Origin of the sequence: Dolichospermum sp. UHCC 0315A (assembly GCF_008121535.1) — a bacterium.
Classification (GTDB): domain Bacteria; phylum Cyanobacteriota; class Cyanobacteriia; order Cyanobacteriales; family Nostocaceae; genus Dolichospermum; species Dolichospermum lemmermannii.
Map to the genome: position 1 here is coordinate 4,425,649 of NZ_CP043056.1, position 21,104 is coordinate 4,446,752.

At 39.0% G+C, this 21,104-nt stretch carries 19 protein-coding genes; 10 read left to right on the forward strand and 9 right to left on the reverse strand.

Annotated elements, in window-relative coordinates:
* Window positions 1-7: 7 nt before the first annotated feature.
* From BMF77_RS21040 to BMF77_RS21055, 4 genes are all read right to left on the reverse strand, one after another.
* Window positions 8-1,225 carry an ABC transporter permease gene (locus tag BMF77_RS21040; RefSeq protein WP_148765557.1) on the reverse strand — a complete coding sequence of 406 codons (1,218 nt, stop codon included), beginning with the start codon at window positions 1,223-1,225 and terminating at the stop codon, window positions 8-10.
* A gap of 9 nt (window positions 1,226-1,234) precedes the next feature.
* Complete coding sequence (locus tag BMF77_RS21045) at window positions 1,235-2,716, reverse strand: efflux RND transporter periplasmic adaptor subunit (protein ID WP_148765559.1); 1,482 nt, start codon at window positions 2,714-2,716, stop codon at window positions 1,235-1,237.
* A 234-nt stretch (window positions 2,717-2,950) separates the two neighbouring features.
* Complete coding sequence (locus tag BMF77_RS21050; protein ID WP_148765561.1) at window positions 2,951-3,178, reverse strand: hypothetical protein; 228 nt, start codon at window positions 3,176-3,178, stop codon at window positions 2,951-2,953.
* Window positions 3,179-3,262: 84 nt separating this feature from the next.
* Window positions 3,263-3,886 (reverse strand): sigma factor-like helix-turn-helix DNA-binding protein, encoded by a 624-nt coding sequence (locus BMF77_RS21055; protein WP_148765563.1) that lies wholly within the window; start codon window positions 3,884-3,886, stop codon window positions 3,263-3,265.
* A 185-nt stretch (window positions 3,887-4,071) separates the two neighbouring features.
* On the opposite strand from BMF77_RS21055, the gene BMF77_RS21060 reads away from it, so the two are divergent.
* Together BMF77_RS21060 and BMF77_RS21065 are read left to right on the forward strand one after the other, a co-directional pair.
* A complete protein-coding gene (locus BMF77_RS21060) occupies window positions 4,072-4,668 on the forward strand; it encodes a glyoxalase-like domain protein (protein WP_148765565.1) in 597 nt (198 codons plus the stop codon).
* Window positions 4,669-5,930: 1,262 nt separating this feature from the next.
* Window positions 5,931-7,166 carry a glycosyltransferase family 4 protein gene (locus BMF77_RS21065; protein WP_148765567.1) on the forward strand — a complete coding sequence of 412 codons (1,236 nt, stop codon included), beginning with the start codon at window positions 5,931-5,933 and terminating at the stop codon, window positions 7,164-7,166.
* Between the two features lie 165 nt (window positions 7,167-7,331).
* Here the strand turns inward: BMF77_RS21065 and BMF77_RS21070 are convergent, their stop codons facing one another.
* On the reverse strand, window positions 7,332-8,723 hold the full coding sequence (locus BMF77_RS21070) for a malic enzyme-like NAD(P)-binding protein (RefSeq protein WP_148765569.1): 1,392 nt from the start codon (window positions 8,721-8,723) through the stop codon (window positions 7,332-7,334).
* Window positions 8,724-8,917: 194 nt separating this feature from the next.
* Window positions 8,918-11,104, reverse strand: a complete 2,187-nt coding sequence (locus BMF77_RS21075) for an HAD-IIB family hydrolase (RefSeq protein WP_148765571.1) — start codon at window positions 11,102-11,104, stop codon at window positions 8,918-8,920.
* A gap of 442 nt (window positions 11,105-11,546) precedes the next feature.
* Between BMF77_RS21075 and queG the strand changes: the two genes are divergently transcribed.
* Both queG and BMF77_RS21085 read left to right on the forward strand, forming a co-directional pair.
* Window positions 11,547-12,521: a tRNA epoxyqueuosine(34) reductase QueG gene (gene queG, locus BMF77_RS21080; RefSeq protein ID WP_148765573.1), complete on the forward strand. Its 975-nt coding sequence runs from the start codon at window positions 11,547-11,549 to the stop codon at window positions 12,519-12,521.
* The gene (locus tag BMF77_RS21085) at window positions 12,496-13,131 is read left to right on the forward strand and encodes an HAD-IA family hydrolase (protein WP_148765575.1); all 636 of its coding nucleotides are present in this window, start codon (window positions 12,496-12,498) and stop codon (window positions 13,129-13,131) included. The genes queG and BMF77_RS21085 overlap by 26 nt, the downstream gene beginning before the upstream one ends.
* A 153-nt stretch (window positions 13,132-13,284) precedes the next feature.
* Here BMF77_RS21085 and recA read toward each other — a convergent pair whose 3' ends face one another.
* Together recA and BMF77_RS26930 are read right to left on the reverse strand one after the other, a co-directional pair.
* Complete coding sequence (recA, locus tag BMF77_RS21090; protein ID WP_015080742.1) at window positions 13,285-14,358, reverse strand: recombinase RecA; 1,074 nt, start codon at window positions 14,356-14,358, stop codon at window positions 13,285-13,287.
* A 107-nt stretch (window positions 14,359-14,465) separates the two neighbouring features.
* Complete coding sequence (locus tag BMF77_RS26930; protein ID WP_168204469.1) at window positions 14,466-14,603, reverse strand: hypothetical protein; 138 nt, start codon at window positions 14,601-14,603, stop codon at window positions 14,466-14,468.
* A 32-nt stretch (window positions 14,604-14,635) separates the two neighbouring features.
* On the opposite strand from BMF77_RS26930, the gene BMF77_RS21095 reads away from it, so the two are divergent.
* Window positions 14,636-15,004, forward strand: coding sequence for a DUF1818 family protein (locus BMF77_RS21095; RefSeq protein WP_148765577.1), 369 nt, complete (start codon window positions 14,636-14,638; stop codon window positions 15,002-15,004).
* A gap of 233 nt (window positions 15,005-15,237) precedes the next feature.
* A complete protein-coding gene (gene ctpC / locus BMF77_RS21100) occupies window positions 15,238-16,521 on the forward strand; it encodes a carboxyl-terminal processing protease CtpC (protein WP_148767133.1) in 1,284 nt (427 codons plus the stop codon).
* Window positions 16,522-16,530: 9 nt separating this feature from the next.
* Here ctpC and BMF77_RS21105 read toward each other — a convergent pair whose 3' ends face one another.
* The gene (locus BMF77_RS21105) at window positions 16,531-17,631 is read right to left on the reverse strand and encodes a serine/threonine-protein kinase (protein ID WP_148765579.1); all 1,101 of its coding nucleotides are present in this window, start codon (window positions 17,629-17,631) and stop codon (window positions 16,531-16,533) included.
* A 698-nt stretch (window positions 17,632-18,329) separates the two neighbouring features.
* On the opposite strand from BMF77_RS21105, the gene sipA reads away from it, so the two are divergent.
* The 4 genes from sipA to BMF77_RS21130 all read left to right on the forward strand — a co-directional run bounded on the left by sipA (window position 18,330) and on the right by BMF77_RS21130 (window position 21,012).
* Window positions 18,330-18,578 (forward strand): regulatory protein SipA, encoded by a 249-nt coding sequence (sipA, locus tag BMF77_RS21115; RefSeq protein WP_015080334.1) that lies wholly within the window; start codon window positions 18,330-18,332, stop codon window positions 18,576-18,578.
* A gap of 50 nt (window positions 18,579-18,628) precedes the next feature.
* Window positions 18,629-19,186 (forward strand): peroxiredoxin, encoded by a 558-nt coding sequence (locus BMF77_RS21120; RefSeq protein ID WP_148765581.1) that lies wholly within the window; start codon window positions 18,629-18,631, stop codon window positions 19,184-19,186.
* Window positions 19,187-19,383: 197 nt separating this feature from the next.
* Window positions 19,384-20,253 carry a polyphosphate kinase 2 family protein gene (locus BMF77_RS21125; protein WP_148765583.1) on the forward strand — a complete coding sequence of 290 codons (870 nt, stop codon included), beginning with the start codon at window positions 19,384-19,386 and terminating at the stop codon, window positions 20,251-20,253.
* Between the two features lie 168 nt (window positions 20,254-20,421).
* Window positions 20,422-21,012 (forward strand): chemotaxis protein CheB, encoded by a 591-nt coding sequence (locus tag BMF77_RS21130; protein ID WP_246862989.1) that lies wholly within the window; start codon window positions 20,422-20,424, stop codon window positions 21,010-21,012.
* Window positions 21,013-21,104: the final 92 nt, after the last annotated feature.

A 21,104-nucleotide genomic window follows, 5' to 3' on the forward strand; every position in this document is an offset into this window, starting at 1 on the left:
AATTTTTTTACGCCGTTCTCAGTGCTACCATTGGGTCAAGTTGAGCGGCACGACGGGCAGGAACTACACCAAAAAATAAACCAATCCCACCAGAAACACTAGCAGCTAATAAAACTGCACTTGGTGAAATTGCCGCCTGTAATGGGGTAAGGATACCCACTAAAATAATACTACCACCACCTAAAGCAATGCCGATTACACCACCAGCTACTGATAATATCACGGCTTCAATCATGAATTGCAAAAGAATATCTTCTTGAGTTGCACCAATAGCTTTACGCAATCCAATTTCTTGAGTACGTTCAGTTACAGAAACTAGCATAATATTCATAATCCCAATCCCACCCACAAATAAGGAAATACTAGCAATTGCAGCTAACATGATTGTCAATGCTCCAGTAATTGTATTGGTGATTTCTAAAAGGTTCTTTTGGGTTTGAATGGTAAAATCATCTTCACGGACAATTTTGTGCCGACGACGGAGTAAATTTGTCATTTGAAATTCTGCTGCGGAGATGCTATTTTCATCTTGAGCAGATACAGAAATTAAAGAAACATTAATACCAAAAGGGGATGTTCTCCCCACTAACCGACTAAACATAGTGTTGATAGGAATAAAAACTGTATCATCACTGTTACTGCCAAAGGAAGAACCTTTAGCTACTGTTAAGCCAATCACCTGAAAAGTAGTATTTTGAATGCGGATTTTTTGACCAACAGGATTTTGATTATCAAAGAGTTTGTTGGCTAAATCTGGAGCTAATACTGCTACTCTCTTATTACGTTTAATATCGAAGTCATTAAAAAACCTGCCTTCTTTAATTTCAAAACTACGAACTGTTATATAATTAGGAGTAGTGCCAATAACTGTACTAGTTGTATTTCTATTTCTATAAGTAATTGTAGTTCTGTTATTAATTTCTGGAGCAACTTCTTTAACTGCACGGACTTGTTTAGCGATCGCTTTAGCATCTTGTAAAACTAAAGTTCTGGGCATTGTTGTCACCCTTCCCCGACTACCTGGACTCCCAGGGATAATAAATAAGGTATTCGGTCCTAATGATGAAAATTGCTTAGTTGCCAGTGTTTGTGCGCCTTCTCCAATGCCAATCATGGCAATAACGGAAGCATTGCCAATAATAATTCCCAACATAGTTAAACTACTTCGCAACTTATTAGCTAATAAGGTAGTAGTTGCCATTTTTACACTTTCTAAAATGTCCATAATTTGTGCTTATTTTTTATTTTCTTTTCCCTGTTCTATTTTCTCTTTTTCCTTCGTTTTAGGCAGATCAATAAATACCCGATCTCCGGCTTTAAGACCATCTAAAACCTGAATTTGGTTATCAATATTCGCGCCAATTGTCACAAGACGAAATTGAGGTTTATTTTTTTCACCTAATAACCACACGCCAGTTTTTCCCTTTCGGGTAACAATTAACTCCTGGGGTATTAGCAGCGCATCTTTGATATTATTGCCAAGAAATGTGACTTCACTGACATTCATCCCTGAACGCAGTTTTTCAGCCCCCGTGTTAATCGCCACGCGCACCTGAAATGATGTGACATTTTGATCAACTACCGCTTCGGGAGCAATCAAACGTACCTGTCCCTGAAAAACTTCTTCAGGATAGGCATCAATGGTAATTTCCACTTTTTGTTGCTGTTTAATTTGGGATATATCTACTTCAGGAACATTTGCTAAAACTTCTAAACCTTTTGCCAAAGCTACTATAGAAGTTGAAGTGGCAGAAGCATTACTAGAAGCGGAAATTGCTGGACTAACATAACCTCCCACCGTCGCATATCTCTGAGTGACAATTCCCGAAAAAGGAGCGCGAATAATGGTATCTTCTAATTGAACTTGTTGTTGTTTTAACTGAGCTTCCGCACTAGCTACTGCTGCTTTTAATCTAGCAATTTCTTGGGGACGATTACCATTTTCTAATTTTCGTAATCCTTCCTTTTCCTGATTAACAATTGCTGCTTGCTTTTGAATATCTTGGTTGCGGTTGCCCACTTTCAGTAAAGATAATCGGCGTTGTGCTTCTTCTAAATTAGCCTTGGCCTTGCTATTTTCACTGACATATTGTTCTAAACTATCTTGGGAAATAGCCCCATCTTTAGCTAAATCTTGATAACGTTTAACTCTGGATTGGGTAAGTGCTACAGAAGCTTTTGCCGAGTCAACTTGAGCCTGTGCTTGTTGAATTTCTTGTAACCGATTACCATCTCGAATAATCGCTAATTGTGCCTGTGCTTGGTCTACACGGGCTTTTGCTTGGGCAATTTCTTCGGGACGACTGCCGGCTTCGCTTTCTGCTAATTGTGCCTTTGCTTGTGCTAAATTAGCTTGGTACTGGAGAATTCGCATTTTAATTTCCGAATTATCCATGCGAGCAATTATTTGTCCTTGCTTGACAGTATCTCCCTGTTCCACATTTAAATCTGCCAAAAGTCCTGGACTTTTAGGACTAATATTTACACTTTGAACTGGTTGGACTTTCCCACTAGCAGTAATGCGGACAGTTACACTTTTTGCCTCTACAGGAACAGTTAATTTAGTCACATCTAGCGGTTTATTTTTTTGCTGGATGGTTTGAATAGTGGCTGTTGTTCCCACAATTAAAACACCACTAGCTATTAAACCCATTAACCAACGGAATGGATATTTAACTTTTTTGCCAATAAAGGGAATTTCTATGTAAAAAATCATGATCAAAAAAGGTTAGGAATAGAAGTTAGCAAGAATATTCTATAGTTGAGAATCTATGATAATCATTGGATTTATCTAATTCATCACCTGATTAGGTGAATTTTCAATTTCTATTTTATAAATTTTTATCTCTCTCCTAGTTATACTATCATATTTCTCTTTGATTCGTGATCATGACTTATTTCCTATTTTTTAATTTAATTTAGATCCCCGACTTCTAGCTCCCCCACTTCTTCAAGAAGTCGGGTATCTGGGATTTTGACTATTAATTTTATAAACTAATAAACTTTGTTGCTTGCTATCTTCTAATTTCTGGGCTATGGAAATAGCTTGTTTATATAAAGCCTTGGCTTTGGTAAAGTTATCCATTTTTTTATAGATTTCCCCAGAGACGACTAAATATTTTAAATCTTCTGCGGGATTTCTATTTACGTCTGTAATTGCGACACGGTTTTGTAACATTATCTGAGAAATTCAGCCCTAGCATTTTCCCTTTGGTTTTGGACAGCAGATGAGCTATTGTGATTATTATAGCTAAAGTTAGGACTAAATCCCAGCTTCGCCTAAGTAAATAGCCCGAATATCAGCAGGTAATTTATCTTCTAGCATCAGATAACCTTCCTGGAGAGAACTTGCTACTTCAGCGGGGGAAATTTGTTCTCCTTCAGCTTGCAAATATGCAGCAATTCTGGTTTCACTCCAGTGGAAAGTTTGTGCCATTAAGACGATTAATCGTGATCTTGGTGGGAGTTGATCTAATGCCTGTTCTACATAGCACCATAGCGGTGGTGATGTATCCTTGAGAGAATAATGAATAGCTTCTGTGGGTGGTAGTTTAATCTCATTAATATGGAATGCCGTGATATTAATTAACCAATTTTGTAAGGTTAAAGATTCCGTCTCTGTCGCTGCTTGGTTTAAATTCAGTCCACCTAGTTCATAATATATATTGCGCCAAATCAGAGCAAACAAATAATCAGCTTGCACAGGCGATCGCGCTGAATGCCGAATTAAGGTGTAAACTATGGGGCTATAACGGCAGAAAATCACCGTAAAATACTTGCCATAATCAGGATATTGCTGAAATAGACTCAGTAGTTCTTGATCACTGTGATGAAATAGCGACTTCACCAATGGGTGATTAGCTTCGGGAAAGTGGGGAATTTGCACAATCTCTGGACTAGATAACTGTTAAAATATACTAGGGAATGGTGATGTGATAGCTAACAATATTTGCAAGTCAGTTAATTTGTCAATGTCAGACAACCAGACTATTGATAAACTAGAAATTAGGACTTAATGTTAGTCTTAACTGACAACTAAAAGCGTTTCCTTTATTGTGATCTTGTTTGTTCATGGTTATAGAAGCTAGTTCCCTAATGTTCCTGCCAAGTCCACTAACTTTCGGCTCGTTTTTGCCTTCCCTGCCCTTGGATAGCCTGTTCTCCACCCAGGGGATTATGATTATGCTGCTGGCAGCTTACGCGGGCGCTATGTGGATGTTTTTGAGTAGCGCACCTAAAGTTTATACTGTCATGGTATCAGATTTAGAAGTTGCCCGACAGTTATATGCAGGTTTGCTAGATTTGCCAGTGGCGGAAGTCCCTTTGCACTATTATTACAACTACGAGCAAACTATCGGTGCAACAGGTATTGATCCGCTATATATGTCCGCTAGTCCCAGTTGGTCTAATAACACCATGAATAATGGTAATGACGGGCTGTGGTATCAACTCAAGAAAAATACTCAATTACATATTATCACTGGTGCAAGTTTAGGCAAAAAAGATCAGCATCGTCATGTTTGCTTTGATCATGATTGTCTAGAATTAATTTTAATGCGGGTAGAAGTCAGGGGTTTAAAGTTTAAAATTCGCAACCAAAAGCCTTTGAATTTTTTAGTTAAGGATTATGAAGGGCGCGTCATTGAAATGGCTGAAGTTGCTAATTAGTCATGGGTGTGTTGGGTTTTCCTGACGCACCCTGAATATTTTTTATCTCCCTGTTACCTACCTAAACAGTTGACAATCATGTGACATACTCCACACACTCCCTTTCAGGTGACTGTGGGCTTCTCGGCGACTCCTCTATGAAGACATTAACCGAGCTTTAAAGCCCTATGCCCTAGGGACTTTTTGAGATAATTTTTAACTTTTTTGATAGGCCGCTTTTGGTGCATTTAATTGAGTTACACCTACTGTTGAAAACTATATCAAATATTTGAAAAAAAATCAAGAAAGTGTTCATTCCGCACTTCGTGCCGCTGCGCTAACATCGCCCAACAACACTGATTAAGCTGCGCTTAATTTTGCTCGTTGGGCAATTCGTCACTTCCGCTTATTCATCTCATCACCTCCCTATCGGGTAGGTGAGAGGCTTCTACTGTTTAAACTAAACAAGATTGTTTTAACCGATCTGAATTTTTTCTATAAATAATTTTGTTGCTAACAGATTTTTCCGGATAGAGTCGGAATATTTAGCACCTATATTTTAGGGGGTTTACTTTTTACTGATAGCTGAAAGATTCTATATATCTATGATTACCAGTTAGAGGTATTCAAATTTAACATGAAGTAAATGCAATAATTGATACCTTAACAAATGATAAAAAATATGTCAGTAACAACGGTGAAAATAATGGGAATAAATGCTATGACTCAGATTCCCAAATTACTCATATTTTCTGGCGATTTGGCACAAAAATAGCCCATATTTAGAGTATTCTAGAAACAATAGTTAGATTTAACAACTTTCCGAGTAGTTTCTGAGTAATCTCTTGGGAAGATAACTGATAAATTATGACTATATTTGATTATGTAGATAACTCATCTATCACTGATAAATTCCAGAAAATTAACCGATAATTGGCAGCAAAATAAGTGATAATTTGATAGTTTTGTTAACCATGTGTTGGATCATTTCTAGAAGAACTCAGAATACTTATTAAATCAAGAATAGAGAGAAGTGATATCTTAGAAAAATAACTCAAGCTAACTCTAAAATCCGTGATTATTCTGACAAATCTGAATGCTCACGAATTTAATATTTAAGAGAGGGATGAGATTTTTTTTGAATCAACAGAATCTAAAAATCCTATTTCTATATACAGCAGAATCCAGTGGGGATTTACCAGTGCTAAACCCATACAGAAGTAAAAGCCTTTTATTGAATTTAAGATAATGCCCTAATTCCAGTTAATTTATCAAGCTTAATTATGGAAAATATATCACAACTAGGGTCACAAGTTAGAGATAAAACAGCTTACCCAGATATTCTCGTTATTTCCCGAATATTCCGCCCAGAAGAGGCTGTAATTGGTGAATATGTCTATAATCGTTGTTTACAAGATCCAGATCGGGTAATTGTCTTAGCTGGTGGTTGTCATGGAGATAAAAAATTTGATAAATCTCAGCAATTTCCAGTTTATCGTTGGTTTCATTTTCCGGCTTGGTGTGATAACTGGTTAGGAGATATTTGTCAATCTGGTTTCAATATTATTTGCTCTTTGCTACTAGCTATTAAATTATATTTTCGCTATCATTACCGCTACATTGAATGGTGTCATGGTTATGATTTCCCAGCGGTGTTGGTACTCAGTTATATTTTACCAATTCGCTTTTTTATCTATTTACATGGTAATGATTTATCACGTACAGTTAATAACCCGTTGTGGAGATGGCTGTTAAAATTAACTCTCACACGTGCTGATGGAATTGTTTGTAATAGTTCTTATATTCGGAATTCTTTAAGAAATACTTTTCGTTTAGATACACCTACTCATGTAATTAATCCGGTAGTGAGGCCAGAAAGATTTGGTAATCCTACTAGTCTTAGTCATATTAATGATTTACGTAACCGCATCCGTCAGACTTACAATATTTCGGAAACAGCAATTGTAATTCTTTCTGTTGGTAACTTGGTTAAATATAAAAACTTTGATCGAGTAATAGACAATATTCCCGTATTACTAACTATTGGTGTGGATGTTCATTGCATTATTTGTGGTGAAGGAAATTGTGAAACTCAGCTAAAATCTCAAGCGGAAAGGTTACGAATAGATAAACGGGTACATTTCGCTGGTTATGTACGAGAACGCGATTTAGCTGGTTATTATGCAGCCTGTGATATTTTTGCGATGTTGAATTCCGATAATTATGAAGATGCAACCACAGATAACTTTGGTGTAGTTTATTTAGAAGCTGGTTACTTTGGTAAACCTGTCATTGCTTCCCGCTTGGGTAGTGTTTTAGATGCGGTTCATCATGAAGAAAATGGCTTATTAGTAAATCAAGATTCTGGTTATGAAGTTTTGCAAACTTTCAATCGGATGTGCCAAGATTCACAGTTACGGGAAAAACTTGGCCGTCAAGGTAAGGAATTAGCGAAACGGAAAAACTATCATCGCTGGTTATATACTCCTGAGTCTTCCTATTCTTGTTTGTTGAACTAATGTCAGCACGATAAAACAAAACTAACTGTGCTTCCATAGCAATAGGTAATAATTAGGCGCGTTTTATTACATTCCTAGAACCGTCAGGCGTTCGGTGAAGCGTTCAACTTAGATGATGTCGAAGTCTGAGTCGAACCGTCGAACGCTGGCCATTCCACAAATTAATTAATTTTGAGCAATACCTTCTTCCCGTGCAGCTTGTTGGACAGCAGCAGCCACAGCAGTAGCCACCCGCTTATCAAAGACAGAAGGGATAATATGCTCTCGATTCAAATCCGCAGGTTTAACTAAAGAAGCGATCGCACTGGCAGCTTGTAAACACATATTAGTAGTAATCGTCCTCGCCCGACAATCTAAAGCCCCACGAAACACCCCAGGAAACGCCAGGACGTTATTGATTTGGTTGGGGTAGTCACTTCGACCCGTAGCCATAACAGTGACGTTTTTAGGCACTAATTCTGGCTGAATTTCGGGAATGGGATTAGCCATTGCAAACACAATTGCATCCTTCGTCATTCCCTGAACCATTTCTGGTGTTAAAACTCCCGGTGCGCTGACACCAATGAAGACATCTGCACCTTGGACTGCACCGGCTAAAGTTCCTTGGGCTTTAACAGCAAATTCCAGTTTTTCAGCGGTTAAATCAGTGCGATTAGTCGAAATAATTCCCTTTGAATCGCACATTAAAATGGTTTCTGCACCGGCTTTGCGGAGTAACCGAGCGATCGCAATCCCCGCCGCACCAGCACCATTAATCACAATGCGGATATCTGCAATGGATTTTTGGATAAGTTTGAGAGAATTAAATAATGCTGCTAAGGTGACAATGGCTGTCCCATGTTGGTCATCGTGAAAAATGGGGATATTTAATTCGGCTCGCAGTCTTTTTTCAATTTCAAAACAGCGCGGTGCAGCGATATCTTCTAAATTCACACCACCAAATACGGGGGCAATATTTTTAACTGCTTTGACAATCTCATCTGTATCTTGAGTATCTAAACAGATGGGAAAAGCATCAAGTCCAGCAAATTCCTTAAACAGCATGGCTTTTCCTTCCATCACGGGTAAAGCTGCCTCTGGACCCAAATTGCCCAAACCGAGGACTGCACTGCCATCAGTGACGATCGCCACCGTGTTCTGTTTGATTGTTAGATTGTACACTTCTTCGGGATTTTCGGCGATCGCTTTACAAATCCTCCCCACTCCTGGAGTGTAAGCCATTGCTAAATCAGAAACACTTTTGAGCGGAATTCTACTAACAATACTGATTTTACCACCGCGATGTAAATTAAAGGTGCGGTCATAAACATCAATTACCTGAATATCTGGTAATTCCTTTACCGCTTGGACAATGGTTTCCGCGTGTTCCGTACTCGCGGCATCAACTGTAATATCACGGGTAGATTCTTGACGGCTTTGTTCAATTAAATCAATTTGTCCGAGATTACCACCAGTGGCAGCGATCGCTTGGGTAACAGATGCTAACATCCCCACTCGATTGGGAATCTGTAACCGCAGGGTAACACTAAAACTAGAATTAGGAGTAAGATTTGTCATGGTGCTATTTCGATTTTAAATTTTAGATTTTATATTGTATTGCTACGGGAAATTTTATTTTCACAAAAAAACCGGATCATCCAAATTAATTAGATTTTCAGAATTATTTACCGCAGATAAACGCAGATAAACGCCGATAAATATGGATGAATTCAGGGATTTTCTGATTTTGAGCAGTATAAGGACTTGGACGGTTATGGTGTTGGCGATAAGTTCCCAAAAAAGTCATAATGATCTAAAGCTTCCAAAATCCCCCAAGCATAATTTCCCCCAGCAAAGTAAATTTGTGGCAAACCTCGGAGCTTCTCAATTTCTTGGCTGTGATTTCCCACCACAACTGCCAGAGTATTACCAGCTAACATTGATTCATCATTACCTGAAGCCCCAGCAACCAAGAAACGGTGAACAGGTAAACCCCATTTTAAAGCAGCATAACGGATAGCATCTCCTTTAGAAGCGCGAATAGGCACTAAATCTAGATACATATTATGGCTATAAAATCCTTTGACATGGAGGCGATGTTGGCGCAGACGGCGGGTAATTTCTCGAAAACTAGGTGATTTCGTCTCATCCACAAAATAGCTAATCTTAAACTTACCCTGAGCATCAGGAGGTTGCAATTCCACCCCAGGTATATCCTGCATGACTTTGCGAATTTCTGACCGTCGCCAATTATAGGCAATGTGCCTTTGCCAACTTGTATCTGTGACTATCTGGGGACCGTAGTAGATCTCACTTCCCGCTGATGTAATCAACAAATCTGGCAGAGGAAAACGCCATTCCTCTAACATACTTAATGTACTTTTGAGACTGCGCCCGGTGGCAATACCCACTCCAGTTGTATTCCCTTGATCACGAATTCTCTGAATTAACTTTTCTAAAGCTTCCTCATCACCTAATAGAGTATGATCAATTTCGCAAACTAGAAACCGATCAGCCGTTGGTAAGTGATTGGTATCCGGTACATTCCAATCTGGATGTTCATCTGCGGGAGATTTAACCAGAGGACTCAACAGAGATTGAATGCGTTTTTGGGGTAATAATCGGCGGACTTGCTCTAAATACTGCTCTACGTGACTATCCCAAGAGAAATGTTGACAAACATTAATCAGTCCATTTTTAGACCATTGTTGCCATTGTTCTGGATTGGTGAGAGATGCTCGCAAAGCATTTTGGATATCTTGAATATTCAAAGGATCAATCAATAATCCATTCTGACAAGCTGCTAAAATATCCCTTGGACCACCATCAGCAGTAGCAATTATGGGAACACCACAGGCACTAGCCTCAATTAATGTCAGTCCAAATGGCTCTGTCAGGGCTGGGTTGATAAATACTCCCTGGGTTTTTGCCGTGACCCGGTATAAATCTGGCACATCATCAGCATTATGGTGTTTAGGATAAGCAATATGACCATAAAGATCGTAGCGATCTATTAACTGTAATATCTCCACAAATACCTGACGCGGACCCGATTCCATCGCCAAAATATCCTCTCGTTTGCCTAGTATTAGTACCAGATTGGCTAATTGGCGCAATTCGGGATCTTCGCCATAAGCCTTAATGAGACTACTGACATTTTTCCGGATAGCCGGGCGAGAAATCGCCATAATCATCGGCTTTTGCAGGTCTTTGAGAAACTTTTCTAATTCCTTTTGAATAGGTGGATTTTGCCAATTATCCGGGGCTGGGTAAAAACGCTCTAAGGTGACACCTGGGGGGATAACTACCATGCGTTCTGGTTGATAGTGATCGTAAACGCTGTATTGTTCTTCAACCTCTTGATGAGTGCTGGCTATAACTAAAGCTGCACTACCAAGGGTAATTTCTTCAGCTTCAATTCTGGTACTAATATGAAAATTATCTTCAATAGTTTTCTGTTTAGTACCATGTTCTAATAATCTTTGTTGCTTGATGCGTCCCAGAGAGTGACCTGTATGGACTAGAGGTATTCCTAGCCAACCAGCAACTCTAGAACCCACGTATCCGGCATCAGCATAATGTGTATGAATAATATGGGGAATTTTGCCAACTTTGCGAATATGTCTGAGCAATTCATCTGCAAAGGTATCTAAATGTGGCCAGAGAACTTCTTTGCGGAGGTAGCGTTTGGGACCACAGGCAATACGAACAATTTGGACTTTATCTGCGAGAATTTCTACTGGTTGAGCATAATCACGGCTAACTTTTGGGTCATTTACCAACCGCGTTACTAAGTCAACTCTTGCTACTTGGGGATTTTTAGCTAATGTGCAAGCAAGTTCAACTGCGTATTTGGTTTGCCCACCAGTATCAGCATCTTTGCCTAACTCTAGATTATTACCGCGAATTAAACCATGAACGCTGACGAGTAAAATATACAACCCTGAGTTGTTTGACACAGTGCTGATTCCTCCATTATTAGCAATAAATCCAACATTTTTGCCTGATTTATTATAGTTATATCACCACTAATGCACTAAAGGTTACAGGTTTTTCCGTCAGCGTCAAGATCAGGATCATCAACAAGTCAATTCTTGATATCGGTTCGGGAATGTTACGCAGCACCATTAAATACAAAGTTGAGTAAATTGGTGGTGTGGTTGTGAAATTTCCGACTCAGTAGGGGTAGCACCCCTGTGCCTACCCCAGTATTTGGGGCAACCACAGGGGGTTGTCCCCCTACAAAATTGATTGGTTTAGGGATTTTTTAATCCCCAATCAATTAAAATTTTATGTGTAGCCACAAATAAATTACCAATTGTCCTGTCCCATATTGAGAACTGTGTTACCAAACAATGTGTTGGCAATTTCTGGAGTTTCAGCTAAATTTCCCCTGAAAAAATGAATGAATATACATCAATTAGCAGCGCAGTAGTGAAAGCAAAAGCCAAAGAGTTGGGATTTCACGAAGTGGGTATTGCTGCTGTCGGTAATTTAGAGAGAACAGAGACAGAAAAATTGCAAGCTTGGCTAAAAATGGGTTATCACGCTGACATGGAATGGATGAAAAATCCCAAACGTGAGGATATTAGTTTAGTTATGCCAGAAGTGCGATCGCTCATATCTGTAGCCTTGAATTATTATACTCCCCAGGAACGGCCGCAGGGGGATGAATACGGGAAAATTTCCCGTTATGCCTGGGGACGGGATTATCATCGAGTTATACACAAAAAGCTGAAGGAATTGGCTATTTGGCTAGAATCCCTGGGCGAAAATGTCAAAGCCCGTTATTATGCAGATACAGGGCCAGTCCAAGATAAAGTTTGGGCGCAAAAAGCCGGCATTGGTTGGATTGCTAAAAATGGGAACGTTATTACCAGGAAATATGGCTCTTGGGTGTTTTTGGCAGAAATATTAACCAATTTGGCACTAGAAAGCGATCGCCCATCTACCCAACATTGCGGAACTTGTACTCGTTGTTTGCAAGCTTGTCCTACAGGTGCAATTACTGAACCATTTGTAGTAGATGCTAATCGCTGTATTGCCTATCATACAATTGAAAACCGGGCTGAGGAATTACCCGCAAACATTACACCTCATTTACAAGGATGGGTAGCAGGTTGTGATATTTGTCAAGATGTTTGTCCTTGGAATCAGCGATTTGCTCAAGCCACTGATGTCACTGATTTTCAACCCTATCCTGGAAATTTAGCCCCCAAGCTGGTAGAATTAGCCCAAATATCAAACGAGGAGTGGGATAAAAGATTCACCGCATCAGCCTTGCGACGCATTAAACCAGAAATGTTACGACGTAATGCTCGCGCTAATCTTGACAAATCCAGGCATAATAATGACCCAGAAAGTAATAATTTTTGATTTTGATGGGACGATTGCGGATACAGTAGATGCTCTTGTAACTATTGCCAATCGTTTAGCCCTGGAATTTGGATATGTGCCGATTAATTCGCAAGAACTAGTTCTCCTGAGAAATTTAACAGCCAGAGAAATTATTAAATATTCTGGTGTTTCCCTATTCAAAATTCCTTTTATGGTTAAAAAAGTCAAAGGAGAATTAAAACATAAAATCCCAGAATTAACACCTATTGAGGGAATTAATGCCGCATTAATAGAACTCCATAATCAAGGTTATCACCTGGGAATCATTACTTCTAACTCTCAAGAAAATGTCAATCAATTTCTCAAGTGCCATAATTTAGATTATTTGTTTGACTTTATTTATTCAGGAGTCACTATTTTTGGGAAAACCACAATTATTAATAATGTGTTACGGCAAAAACAGTTCAAACCAGAAGTAGTAATTTATGTAGGAGATGAAACTAGAGATGTAGAATCTGCCAAAAAAGCTAATATCAAAGTGGTTGCAGTCAGTTGGGGGTTTAATTCTTCCGAAGCCCTAGGTAAACAAAACCCAGATTTCTTAATTCATCATCCTCGTGAATTACTAGATGTAATTAAAAGCTGTTAAGAGGAATGGGCGACTAGAAGTCGCAGCTACACAGACAAAACCTACCTGCGTAGGTTGGAGATATTTAATTTTGATTAGTCCACGCAGGTGGACTTTGCTTGTGTAGTAGCCTTCGCTCTAGGGTGGCGAAGCCATATTCCATTCGCCCAATATCTATTCCTCTAATTCAATCTCTTCTTCCTCTTCAACGTCATGAGGTTGAACTACAGAATTAGCGGAAACTACCGCACCCTTATCTAGTTTTTCCAGAACTTGTTCCTTAACTTTGGCCGCAAATTCGGGTTTTTCTTCTAAATATTTAATCGCGTTATCTCGACCTTGGGAAATATTTTCACCACTGTAGCTATACCAAGCACCTTTACGAAGAAGAACACCAGTTTCTTCGGCTATATCCACTAAACAACCAATGGTAGAAACTCCTTTGCCAAAGATAATGTCAAATTCGGCAATTCTAAAAGGTGGTGCCACTTTATTTTTCGCTACTTTGACTTTGACCCGGTTGCCAAATTCATCAGTTCCTTTTTTCAAAGTTTGAATTCTGCGAATATCCAAGCGCACGGAAGCGTAAAATTTCAGCGCATTACCACCCGTTGTAGTTTCTGGACTACCATAGGTGACACCGATTTTTTGCCGCAACTGGTTAATAAAAATAACTGTGCATCCAGATTTACCAATATTACCAGTAATTTTCCGTAGAGCTTGACTCATTAACCGAGCTTGTAAACCTACGTGAATATCCCCCATATCCCCTTCAATTTCAGCGCGGGGAACTAAAGCGGCAACGGAGTCAATAACAACAATATCAACAGCCGCAGAACGCACAAGTTGGTCAACTATTTCTAATGCTGATTCGCCATTGTCTGGTTGGGAAACAAGTAAGTTGTCAATATCTACACCCAACGCAGCGGCATAGGTAGGATCTAGGGCGTGTTCAGCATCTACAAATGCGGCAATACCGCCATTTCGCTGCACTTCTGCGAGGGCATGAAGGGCGACGGTAGTTTTCCCAGAACTTTCTGGTCCGTAGATTTCGATTACCCGTCCTTTAGGTAAACCACCACCTAAAGCTAAATCTAGGGTGAGCGCCCCGGTGGATATTGTTTCTACCTTCATGCGGGTGGCATCACCCAGGCGCATAATTGCTCCTTTCCCGAAGCTGCGCTCAATTTGTCCCAGGACGATATTTAACGCTTTTTGCTTGCCAGAAGTCTCGGTATTAGCTGCCATTCTTGCCTCTAAGTATAGGATTTTTCAAAATTACTGGGACGGGAGTTTTAATAGAACGAATATACTATCCTAACCGGAAAGTGTGCCAATTAGGAATATTTACAAAATTAGGTTTGCCAAGCTCCTAAAGCGATCGCTGAAAGATTATAGCATTTTAGATTGAGAATTGCGAAAGACTGACTATATAGGCAATTCATATTTTTAGCTATCGTCATTGCCAAAGCCAATTGGTATAATTTTTGCAATAAATAATAGCAAGTCTGGTGACTATATAGGTATGGAACGGGTCATTAAAAGTGGGATTGGTTGGCGCATAGGTTGGAATCCAGTTGCACCAGAATTTACAGGATTAGTTGGTACAGAAGATTGGGCGATAGAATTAACAGAAGCAGAATTAAACGAATTTTGTCGCCTTTTTAATCAGCTTGCAGATACCATGAAGCATCTAAGTACGGAGTTAATGGACGATGAAAAAATTGCCTGTGAAGCCGAAAGCGATTTATTATGGATGGAGGTGGAAGGTTATCCTTGTGCCTACAATCTCCGCTTCATCCTCAATACAGGAAGGGGGACAGAAGGTAAATGGGTTGCTTCAGCCGTGTCAGAATTGTTGCAAGCAATAAGAATGCTCAAGCCATCAGCCTGAGTACGGATCTATCGGCACGAGTTGGTAAATTTATAATAGCATATTTGCGAAGTTAGGATTAAGTTGTGCGTTTTGAGGAGATTTTCTCTAATTTTAGGAATTATTAATTGCTCATCAATCCAGTTCTATCCGTAAACAACGTTCAACGGCCAATTCCTAATTACCAATTACCAATCCCTGTGTTAGATTGGGCATACTTGATATATATTTTTTCCTTTGACACAGCCGCCATTATGGTAATTACAAAAAGTAAACTGGTTTTGAGTGCTACGGTGGTAACGCTTTCTACAATCGCCGTTACTGGTCTGGGTATTCACTCAATTGGTAAGGCTTCATTTAAAGATAGTCACAAGGATTTGGTAGATGAAGTTTGGCAAAATATTTACTACCGATATGTAGATGGCACTTTTAATCAGGTAGATTGGCAAGCTGTTCGCAAGGAATATTTAAGCAAGTCCTATACTGATGATAAAGCGGCCTATAAGTCCATTCGGGAAATGCTGAAAAAGCTGGAAGATCCTTACACCCGGTTTATGGACCCAGAGGAATTCAAGAATATGCAAGTTGATACCTCTGGTGAACTTACGGGTATTGGTATCACTATCAGTCAGGATGAAAAAACTAAACAACTGGTTGTGATTGCTCCCATTGAAGATACACCAGCATTTAAAGCCGGTATTTTAGCTAAAGATATTATTCTCGAAATTGATGGTAAAAACGCCAAAGGTATGGATACTAATGATGCAGTATCCCTAATTCGTGGACAATCAGGCAGCAAGGTGAGGTTGACAATTCTGCGGAATGGTCAGAAAAAAGAATTTAATATTCAACGAGCGCGCATTGAAATTCATCCTGTCCGCTTTTCGGAAAAGAAAACTCCAGCGGGGAATCTTGGCTATATTCGCTTGAATCAATTCAGTGCTAATGCCAGCAAGGAAATGAAAAATGCTATTCAAAGTTTAGAAGCTAAAAAGGTTTCTGGATATGTTTTAGATTTACGTGGTAATCCTGGAGGGCTGTTATACGCGAGTATAGAAATTGCTCAAATGTGGATGAATAAAGGCACGATTGTCTTTACTATTGACCGTCAAGGTACACAAGATAAACAAGTTGCCAATGGCAAGGCTTTAACTGATAAACCTTTGATAATATTAGTAGATAAAGGGTCAGCTAGTGCTAGTGAAATTGTTTCTGGGGCATTACAAGATAATAAACGGGCGACTTTGGTCGGAAATCAAACTTTTGGGAAGGGTTTAGTTCAATCGGTGCAACCTTTAAAATCTGGTGCTGGTTTGGCTGTAACTATTGCCAAATATCATACTCCTAGCGGTAAAGATATTAATAAACACGGTATTGATCCAGATGTGAAGGTAGAATTAACTGATGCCCAACGTCAAAAGTTATGGTTGGGAGGAAGGGATAAATTAGCGACTCTTGAAGATCCTCAATTTGCTAAGGCTGTGGAATTGTTAGGTAAAAAATCGGCTCAAAACACCAATACAATTCAGCAGAATTAAATGATTTCTTCACCCATTACCAAGAAACTTAGCTTTTAATTCTTCTAATTCTTTATCTATGGGATTATTGCTAGGAGATTGTGGTTGAGAATTAGGGTTTTGTGGTTGGGGTTTACCACCTGTAAATTGAGTTTTTAGTTCTTGTAATTCTTTCTCGATTTGGGTGGAAGTTTTAACCATAGCAGGAGGTTGAGACGTGGGTGGAGTTATTTGTTTGGGTGGTAAAGATGATGGTTGAAAATTCAAATCTTTGATCACTTCATCAACTGTTTGGTAGCGGTGACTGGGGATGGTTTCTACCATTTTGTCAATGATTCGGCTCAATTCTTGACTAACAGGAGTTTTTAGATATTGTCCCCATATCCAAGCTGCGTTATGGGTATCGTAGGAGTCGAAAGGCGATCGCTCTGTTAACAGATTAATACAAGTTACCCCTAAACTATAGATATCACTGGCGAAAAGCGCCTTCCCGCGCATTTGTTCCGGGGCGACATATTCGAGACTACCTATACTGGTTCCCGTGCGGTTTAGGGCTGTTTCTGTGGCGGATTTCGCTGCCCCAAAATCAACTATAACTAATTTGCGATCGCTATTGCGACGAATGATATTTTCTGGTTTAATGTCTCGATGTATAACTCGTTTACTATGACAAAATTGCAGCACTGACAATAAATCATGCAGTAATTGTCGAATCTGCGTTTCATTGAAAGCCCCATTTTGTTCTAATTCTTGGTGTAAATTTAGTCCATTAATAAATTCCTGAACTAAATACTGTCTGTCATCTTGGTTACAATATGCCAAAAGTGCAGGAATTTGGGAATGTTGTCCCAATTCATCCAACTGAACAGCCTCTTGATTAAATAATTCTACTGCCTTTTGTACCGTATTTGTCCCTTGGGATTGGGGGAAAAATTGCTTAATTACACAGGGTGGCTTTGAGGGTTTATCCTCATCTACAGCGAGAAAGGTTCTACCAAAACCACCTTGTCCGATAGGTTTAATAGCGCGGTAACGTTCTTTTAGGAATAATTTCGTCCCACAGGTTTGACAAAACTTAACATCATCAGTGTTTTCTGGGTGAGAACAATGGGGATTAAGACAATAACTCATAAATAAATAAATGATACTTGTCTTTATTGTGCCTTATGCTTGTAAAAACGTGGTTATTAACTTTTATTTTGAGTATCTAAGTCCTCATCTTAGAGGATGTTTTAAAAGTTTTTAATGTGTAAACAGACCCCTCTCCAAACCTCTCCCCTACCAGGGGAGAGGCTTTAAAACCCCCATTCCCTTTTAGGGAAGGGGGGAAGGGGGGTTAGGTTTTTGGAGATTATGGGTTTCATATAATACTTTTCAAACAACCTCTTAACATTTTTCGATCAAAACCAGGTATAAACATCTAAAAACCCGATCAAGGTTGACCGGGTTCTAGTGAATTTGCAGGTTTCAAATGATTAAAGTAAGTAAGTGATTGTAAGTTACTAAGGGTGGACTTTCTAAAACGCAAACACAGCATCTCTACGTCTTTCCGCTCTGGGATTTGGCTTCGCCATCCTATCTAAAGTTTGGCTAGTTGCCACTTTATGATCAATAATGCTGTACTTGTGGGGCTAATGACGGGGGACACTAGATCAATTGCCCTTTCTCTTAGTTGGTTTCTTCTTAACTTGGTGTCCTATGGATTTAATATATCATTTCATTTTGGATGTGGAATATGTTCTTTACATTTATTAACAAATAGGTGGAAAGGAAGAAGAGTAAAATAAAATCGATATTTACCGTTATTCAAAATTACAAACTGTTGTAAAATGTCGTCAGAATTCCCAATTGGTAGTAAAGTCCGTGTGGTATCATTGCCACCTTATGTCAAAACCGCTGACCCAATGCCTATGTTACGTCCTGCTGATGTAATTTATGTTGGTGAAGAAGGTATAGTTCTTGACCGTCGCCCTGGTGGTTATTGGGGTATACGCTTGACTAGAGGCGCTTTTCTTATAGATAGCCAATACATTGAGAGTATCGAAAAACCACTAGAAAACCAGTCAGATTCAGAATAGCGGCTAACAAGAATGTAAACTTATATTAAGTTATATTTCTGGTGAAGACTATGATTTCGCGCCGCACTTTTATTAGCATTCTATTTGCCACTTGCTTGGCTGTTATCAATTGGTTGAATTTTACCCCTCCTGCTCAAGCTTTAGGTGGTATATTACCGGCAATTAATCAACCTGCACCTGAATTTACCTTACCAACTAATACGGGGAATGGTGAGGTTTCCCTGGCTGATTTCCGGGGTAAGTGGCTGGTTCTCTATTTCTACCCGAAAGATTTTACCTCCGGTTGTACTATTGAAGCAAGACGTTTTCAGCAAGATCTACCTAAGTACATTGAGAAAAATACTGAAATTATTGGTATCAGTGCTGATGATATTGATTCCCATGCAGAATTTTGTGATTCAGAAGGGTTAAAATTTCCTTTGTTAGCTGATACTAAGGGTGAAGTTAGTAAAGCTTATGGTTCTTGGATAGGTGTTGTCTCTATGCGCCATAGTTTTATTATTGATCCTCAAGGGATATTAAGAGCAACTTTTGTGGGAGTTAATCCGAGTATTCACAGTACGGAAGTTTTAGCAAAGTTAGCAGAATTGCAATCTGCTGTTTTTTAAAATAAGTTTTCACTCTGTCTCTCTGCGGTGAAAAGGTTTTTTATCTAACCACAGAGGCACAGAGAACACAGAGAGAAAGAGGTTATACTAAATTAAGATGAAGCTCCATAGAATAAGATTTCAAAAATAATTAAACGCAGATAAACGCAGATAAACGCAGATGAATTTATGAATTTTATAGGAGTGCTAATTTTTTTATGAATCATGATCCTTATATTGTTAAACCAGGTGATCAAATTTCTTTGATAAAGGACTATAACCCAGGTTATAAATGTGAGTTTCACCAAAAAGGTGATGCGGTGAAAAAATTAAAGGTAGGTATTTTACAATTAGCGAAATATCAAGATATTCTTTATGCTCAAAATACCTATTCTTTATTGATTATTTTTCAAGCAATGGATGCTGCTGGTAAAGATAGTACGATTAAACACGTGATGTCTGGCGTTAATCCTCAAGGATGTCAGGTATTTAGTTTTAAATCACCGAGTGAAGAAGAGCTAGATCATGATTATTTATGGCGTTCAATGAAGTCTTTGCCAGAAAGGGGAAGAATTGGCATTTTTAATCGTTCATATTATGAAGAATTACTCATAGTCCGTGTCCATCCAGAAATTCTTAAAAAACAACAATTACCCAATTTTCCTCAAGATAATCATATATGGAAACAGCGATTTGAGGAAATTAATAATTTTGAAAAATACTTGTTCAATAATGGGGTAATTGTCCTCAAGTTTTTTCTAAATGTTTCAAAATCGGTGCAAAAAAGACGGTTTTTAGAACGGATTGAATCACCGGATAAAAATTGGAAACTTTCTGTTAGTGATGTTCGGGAAAGGGCTTTTTGGGATGATTATATGGATGCCTATGAGCAGGTTTTTAACCATACAAGTACAGAATTTGCACCTTGGTATATTGTTCCTGCTGATCGTAAATGGTTTACACGCTTAGTGGTAGCAGATATTATTTGCCAAAAATTGCAGGAATTAAATTTGCAATATCCGCAAATGAGTGAAGAACATAAACAGCAATTATTAGCAGCCAAAAAAACTTTAGAAGCAGAAAATTAGTGAATTAAAAGATCCTGTGTAGAGACGTTCCATGGGTAGGGATTCTCGGCTCTACATTTTTGTCCCCAAATGCTTATTTGGAAAGTTCTATACGTCTGTGGATACAGGGAATGAATTGAAAATTTTGATATTTTGAGGATGGGGGAAACTATAATCTTCAAGATAAATATGCCAAATCTTCCTAACTTTGATATTGTGGCTTTAGCGGCTTCTGCTGGTGGGTTAACGGCGTTAATTGAGGTGCTGGCACATTTACCCGCAGATTTCAAAGCAGCAATTGTGATTGTTCAACACTTAGATCCTCGTCATCCATCTCTCATGGCAGAAATTCTCAGTCGTCGGACTCCACTGACAGTAAAACAGGCAAAGGAAGGAGACAAACTCACACCCGGGACTGTTTATATTGCTCCTCCTAATAATCATTTGTTGGTGAATAGTGATGGTACAGCCTCTTTATCGCAGTCGGAAATGGTGCATTTTCTCCGTCCTTCGGCAGATTTATTGTTTGAATCTCTGGCTGGAAGTTATAAAGAAAGAGCGATCGCTGTTGTCCTCACAGGAACCGGCAGTGATGGGGCAATGGGAGTAGAAGCAATTCAAAAAATGGGTGGGACGGTAATTGCCCAAGATGAAAAAAGTGCTGAATTTCCAGGAATGCCGTCCGCAGCAATTAAGACTGGGAATGTAGATTTTATCCTCCCTTTAGCAGAAATTTCTTCAGCTTTGCTAACTTTGGTGATGCCTCATCCTGATTTGTAATCTATTACCAATTTAGTTTATTACAAAAAATTGACTATAATAACATAGATACCCGACTTCTTTGAGAAGTCGAGTATCTGGGGGGATATGGT

Excerpts from the sequence above, each read along its gene's own strand:
- queG (WP_148765573.1), top strand. The coding sequence starts at position 11,547 with ATGAATGAATATACATCAATTAGCAGCGCAGTAGTGAAAGCAAAAGCC.
- BMF77_RS21095 (WP_148765577.1), top strand. The coding sequence starts at position 14,636 with ATGGAACGGGTCATTAAAAGTGGGATTGGTTGGCGCATAGGTTGGAAT.
- ctpC (WP_148767133.1), top strand. The coding sequence starts at position 15,238 with ATGGTAATTACAAAAAGTAAACTGGTTTTGAGTGCTACGGTGGTAACG.
- BMF77_RS21085 (WP_148765575.1), top strand. The coding sequence starts at position 12,496 with ATGACCCAGAAAGTAATAATTTTTGATTTTGATGGGACGATTGCGGAT.
- sipA (WP_015080334.1), top strand. The coding sequence starts at position 18,330 with ATGTCGTCAGAATTCCCAATTGGTAGTAAAGTCCGTGTGGTATCATTG.
- BMF77_RS21105 (WP_148765579.1), bottom strand. The coding sequence starts at position 17,631 with ATGAGTTATTGTCTTAATCCCCATTGTTCTCACCCAGAAAACACTGAT.
- BMF77_RS21050 (WP_148765561.1), bottom strand. The coding sequence starts at position 3,178 with ATGTTACAAAACCGTGTCGCAATTACAGACGTAAATAGAAATCCCGCA.
- BMF77_RS21045 (WP_148765559.1), bottom strand. The coding sequence starts at position 2,716 with ATGATTTTTTACATAGAAATTCCCTTTATTGGCAAAAAAGTTAAATAT.
- BMF77_RS21070 (WP_148765569.1), bottom strand. The coding sequence starts at position 8,723 with ATGACAAATCTTACTCCTAATTCTAGTTTTAGTGTTACCCTGCGGTTA.
- BMF77_RS21125 (WP_148765583.1), top strand. The coding sequence starts at position 19,384 with ATGAATCATGATCCTTATATTGTTAAACCAGGTGATCAAATTTCTTTG.
- BMF77_RS21040 (WP_148765557.1), bottom strand. The coding sequence starts at position 1,225 with ATGGACATTTTAGAAAGTGTAAAAATGGCAACTACTACCTTATTAGCT.
- BMF77_RS21130 (WP_246862989.1), top strand. The coding sequence starts at position 20,422 with ATGCCAAATCTTCCTAACTTTGATATTGTGGCTTTAGCGGCTTCTGCT.
- BMF77_RS21065 (WP_148765567.1), top strand. The coding sequence starts at position 5,931 with ATGGAAAATATATCACAACTAGGGTCACAAGTTAGAGATAAAACAGCT.
- BMF77_RS21060 (WP_148765565.1), top strand. The coding sequence starts at position 4,072 with ATGGTTATAGAAGCTAGTTCCCTAATGTTCCTGCCAAGTCCACTAACT.
- recA (WP_015080742.1), bottom strand. The coding sequence starts at position 14,358 with ATGGCAGCTAATACCGAGACTTCTGGCAAGCAAAAAGCGTTAAATATC.
- BMF77_RS21120 (WP_148765581.1), top strand. The coding sequence starts at position 18,629 with ATGATTTCGCGCCGCACTTTTATTAGCATTCTATTTGCCACTTGCTTG.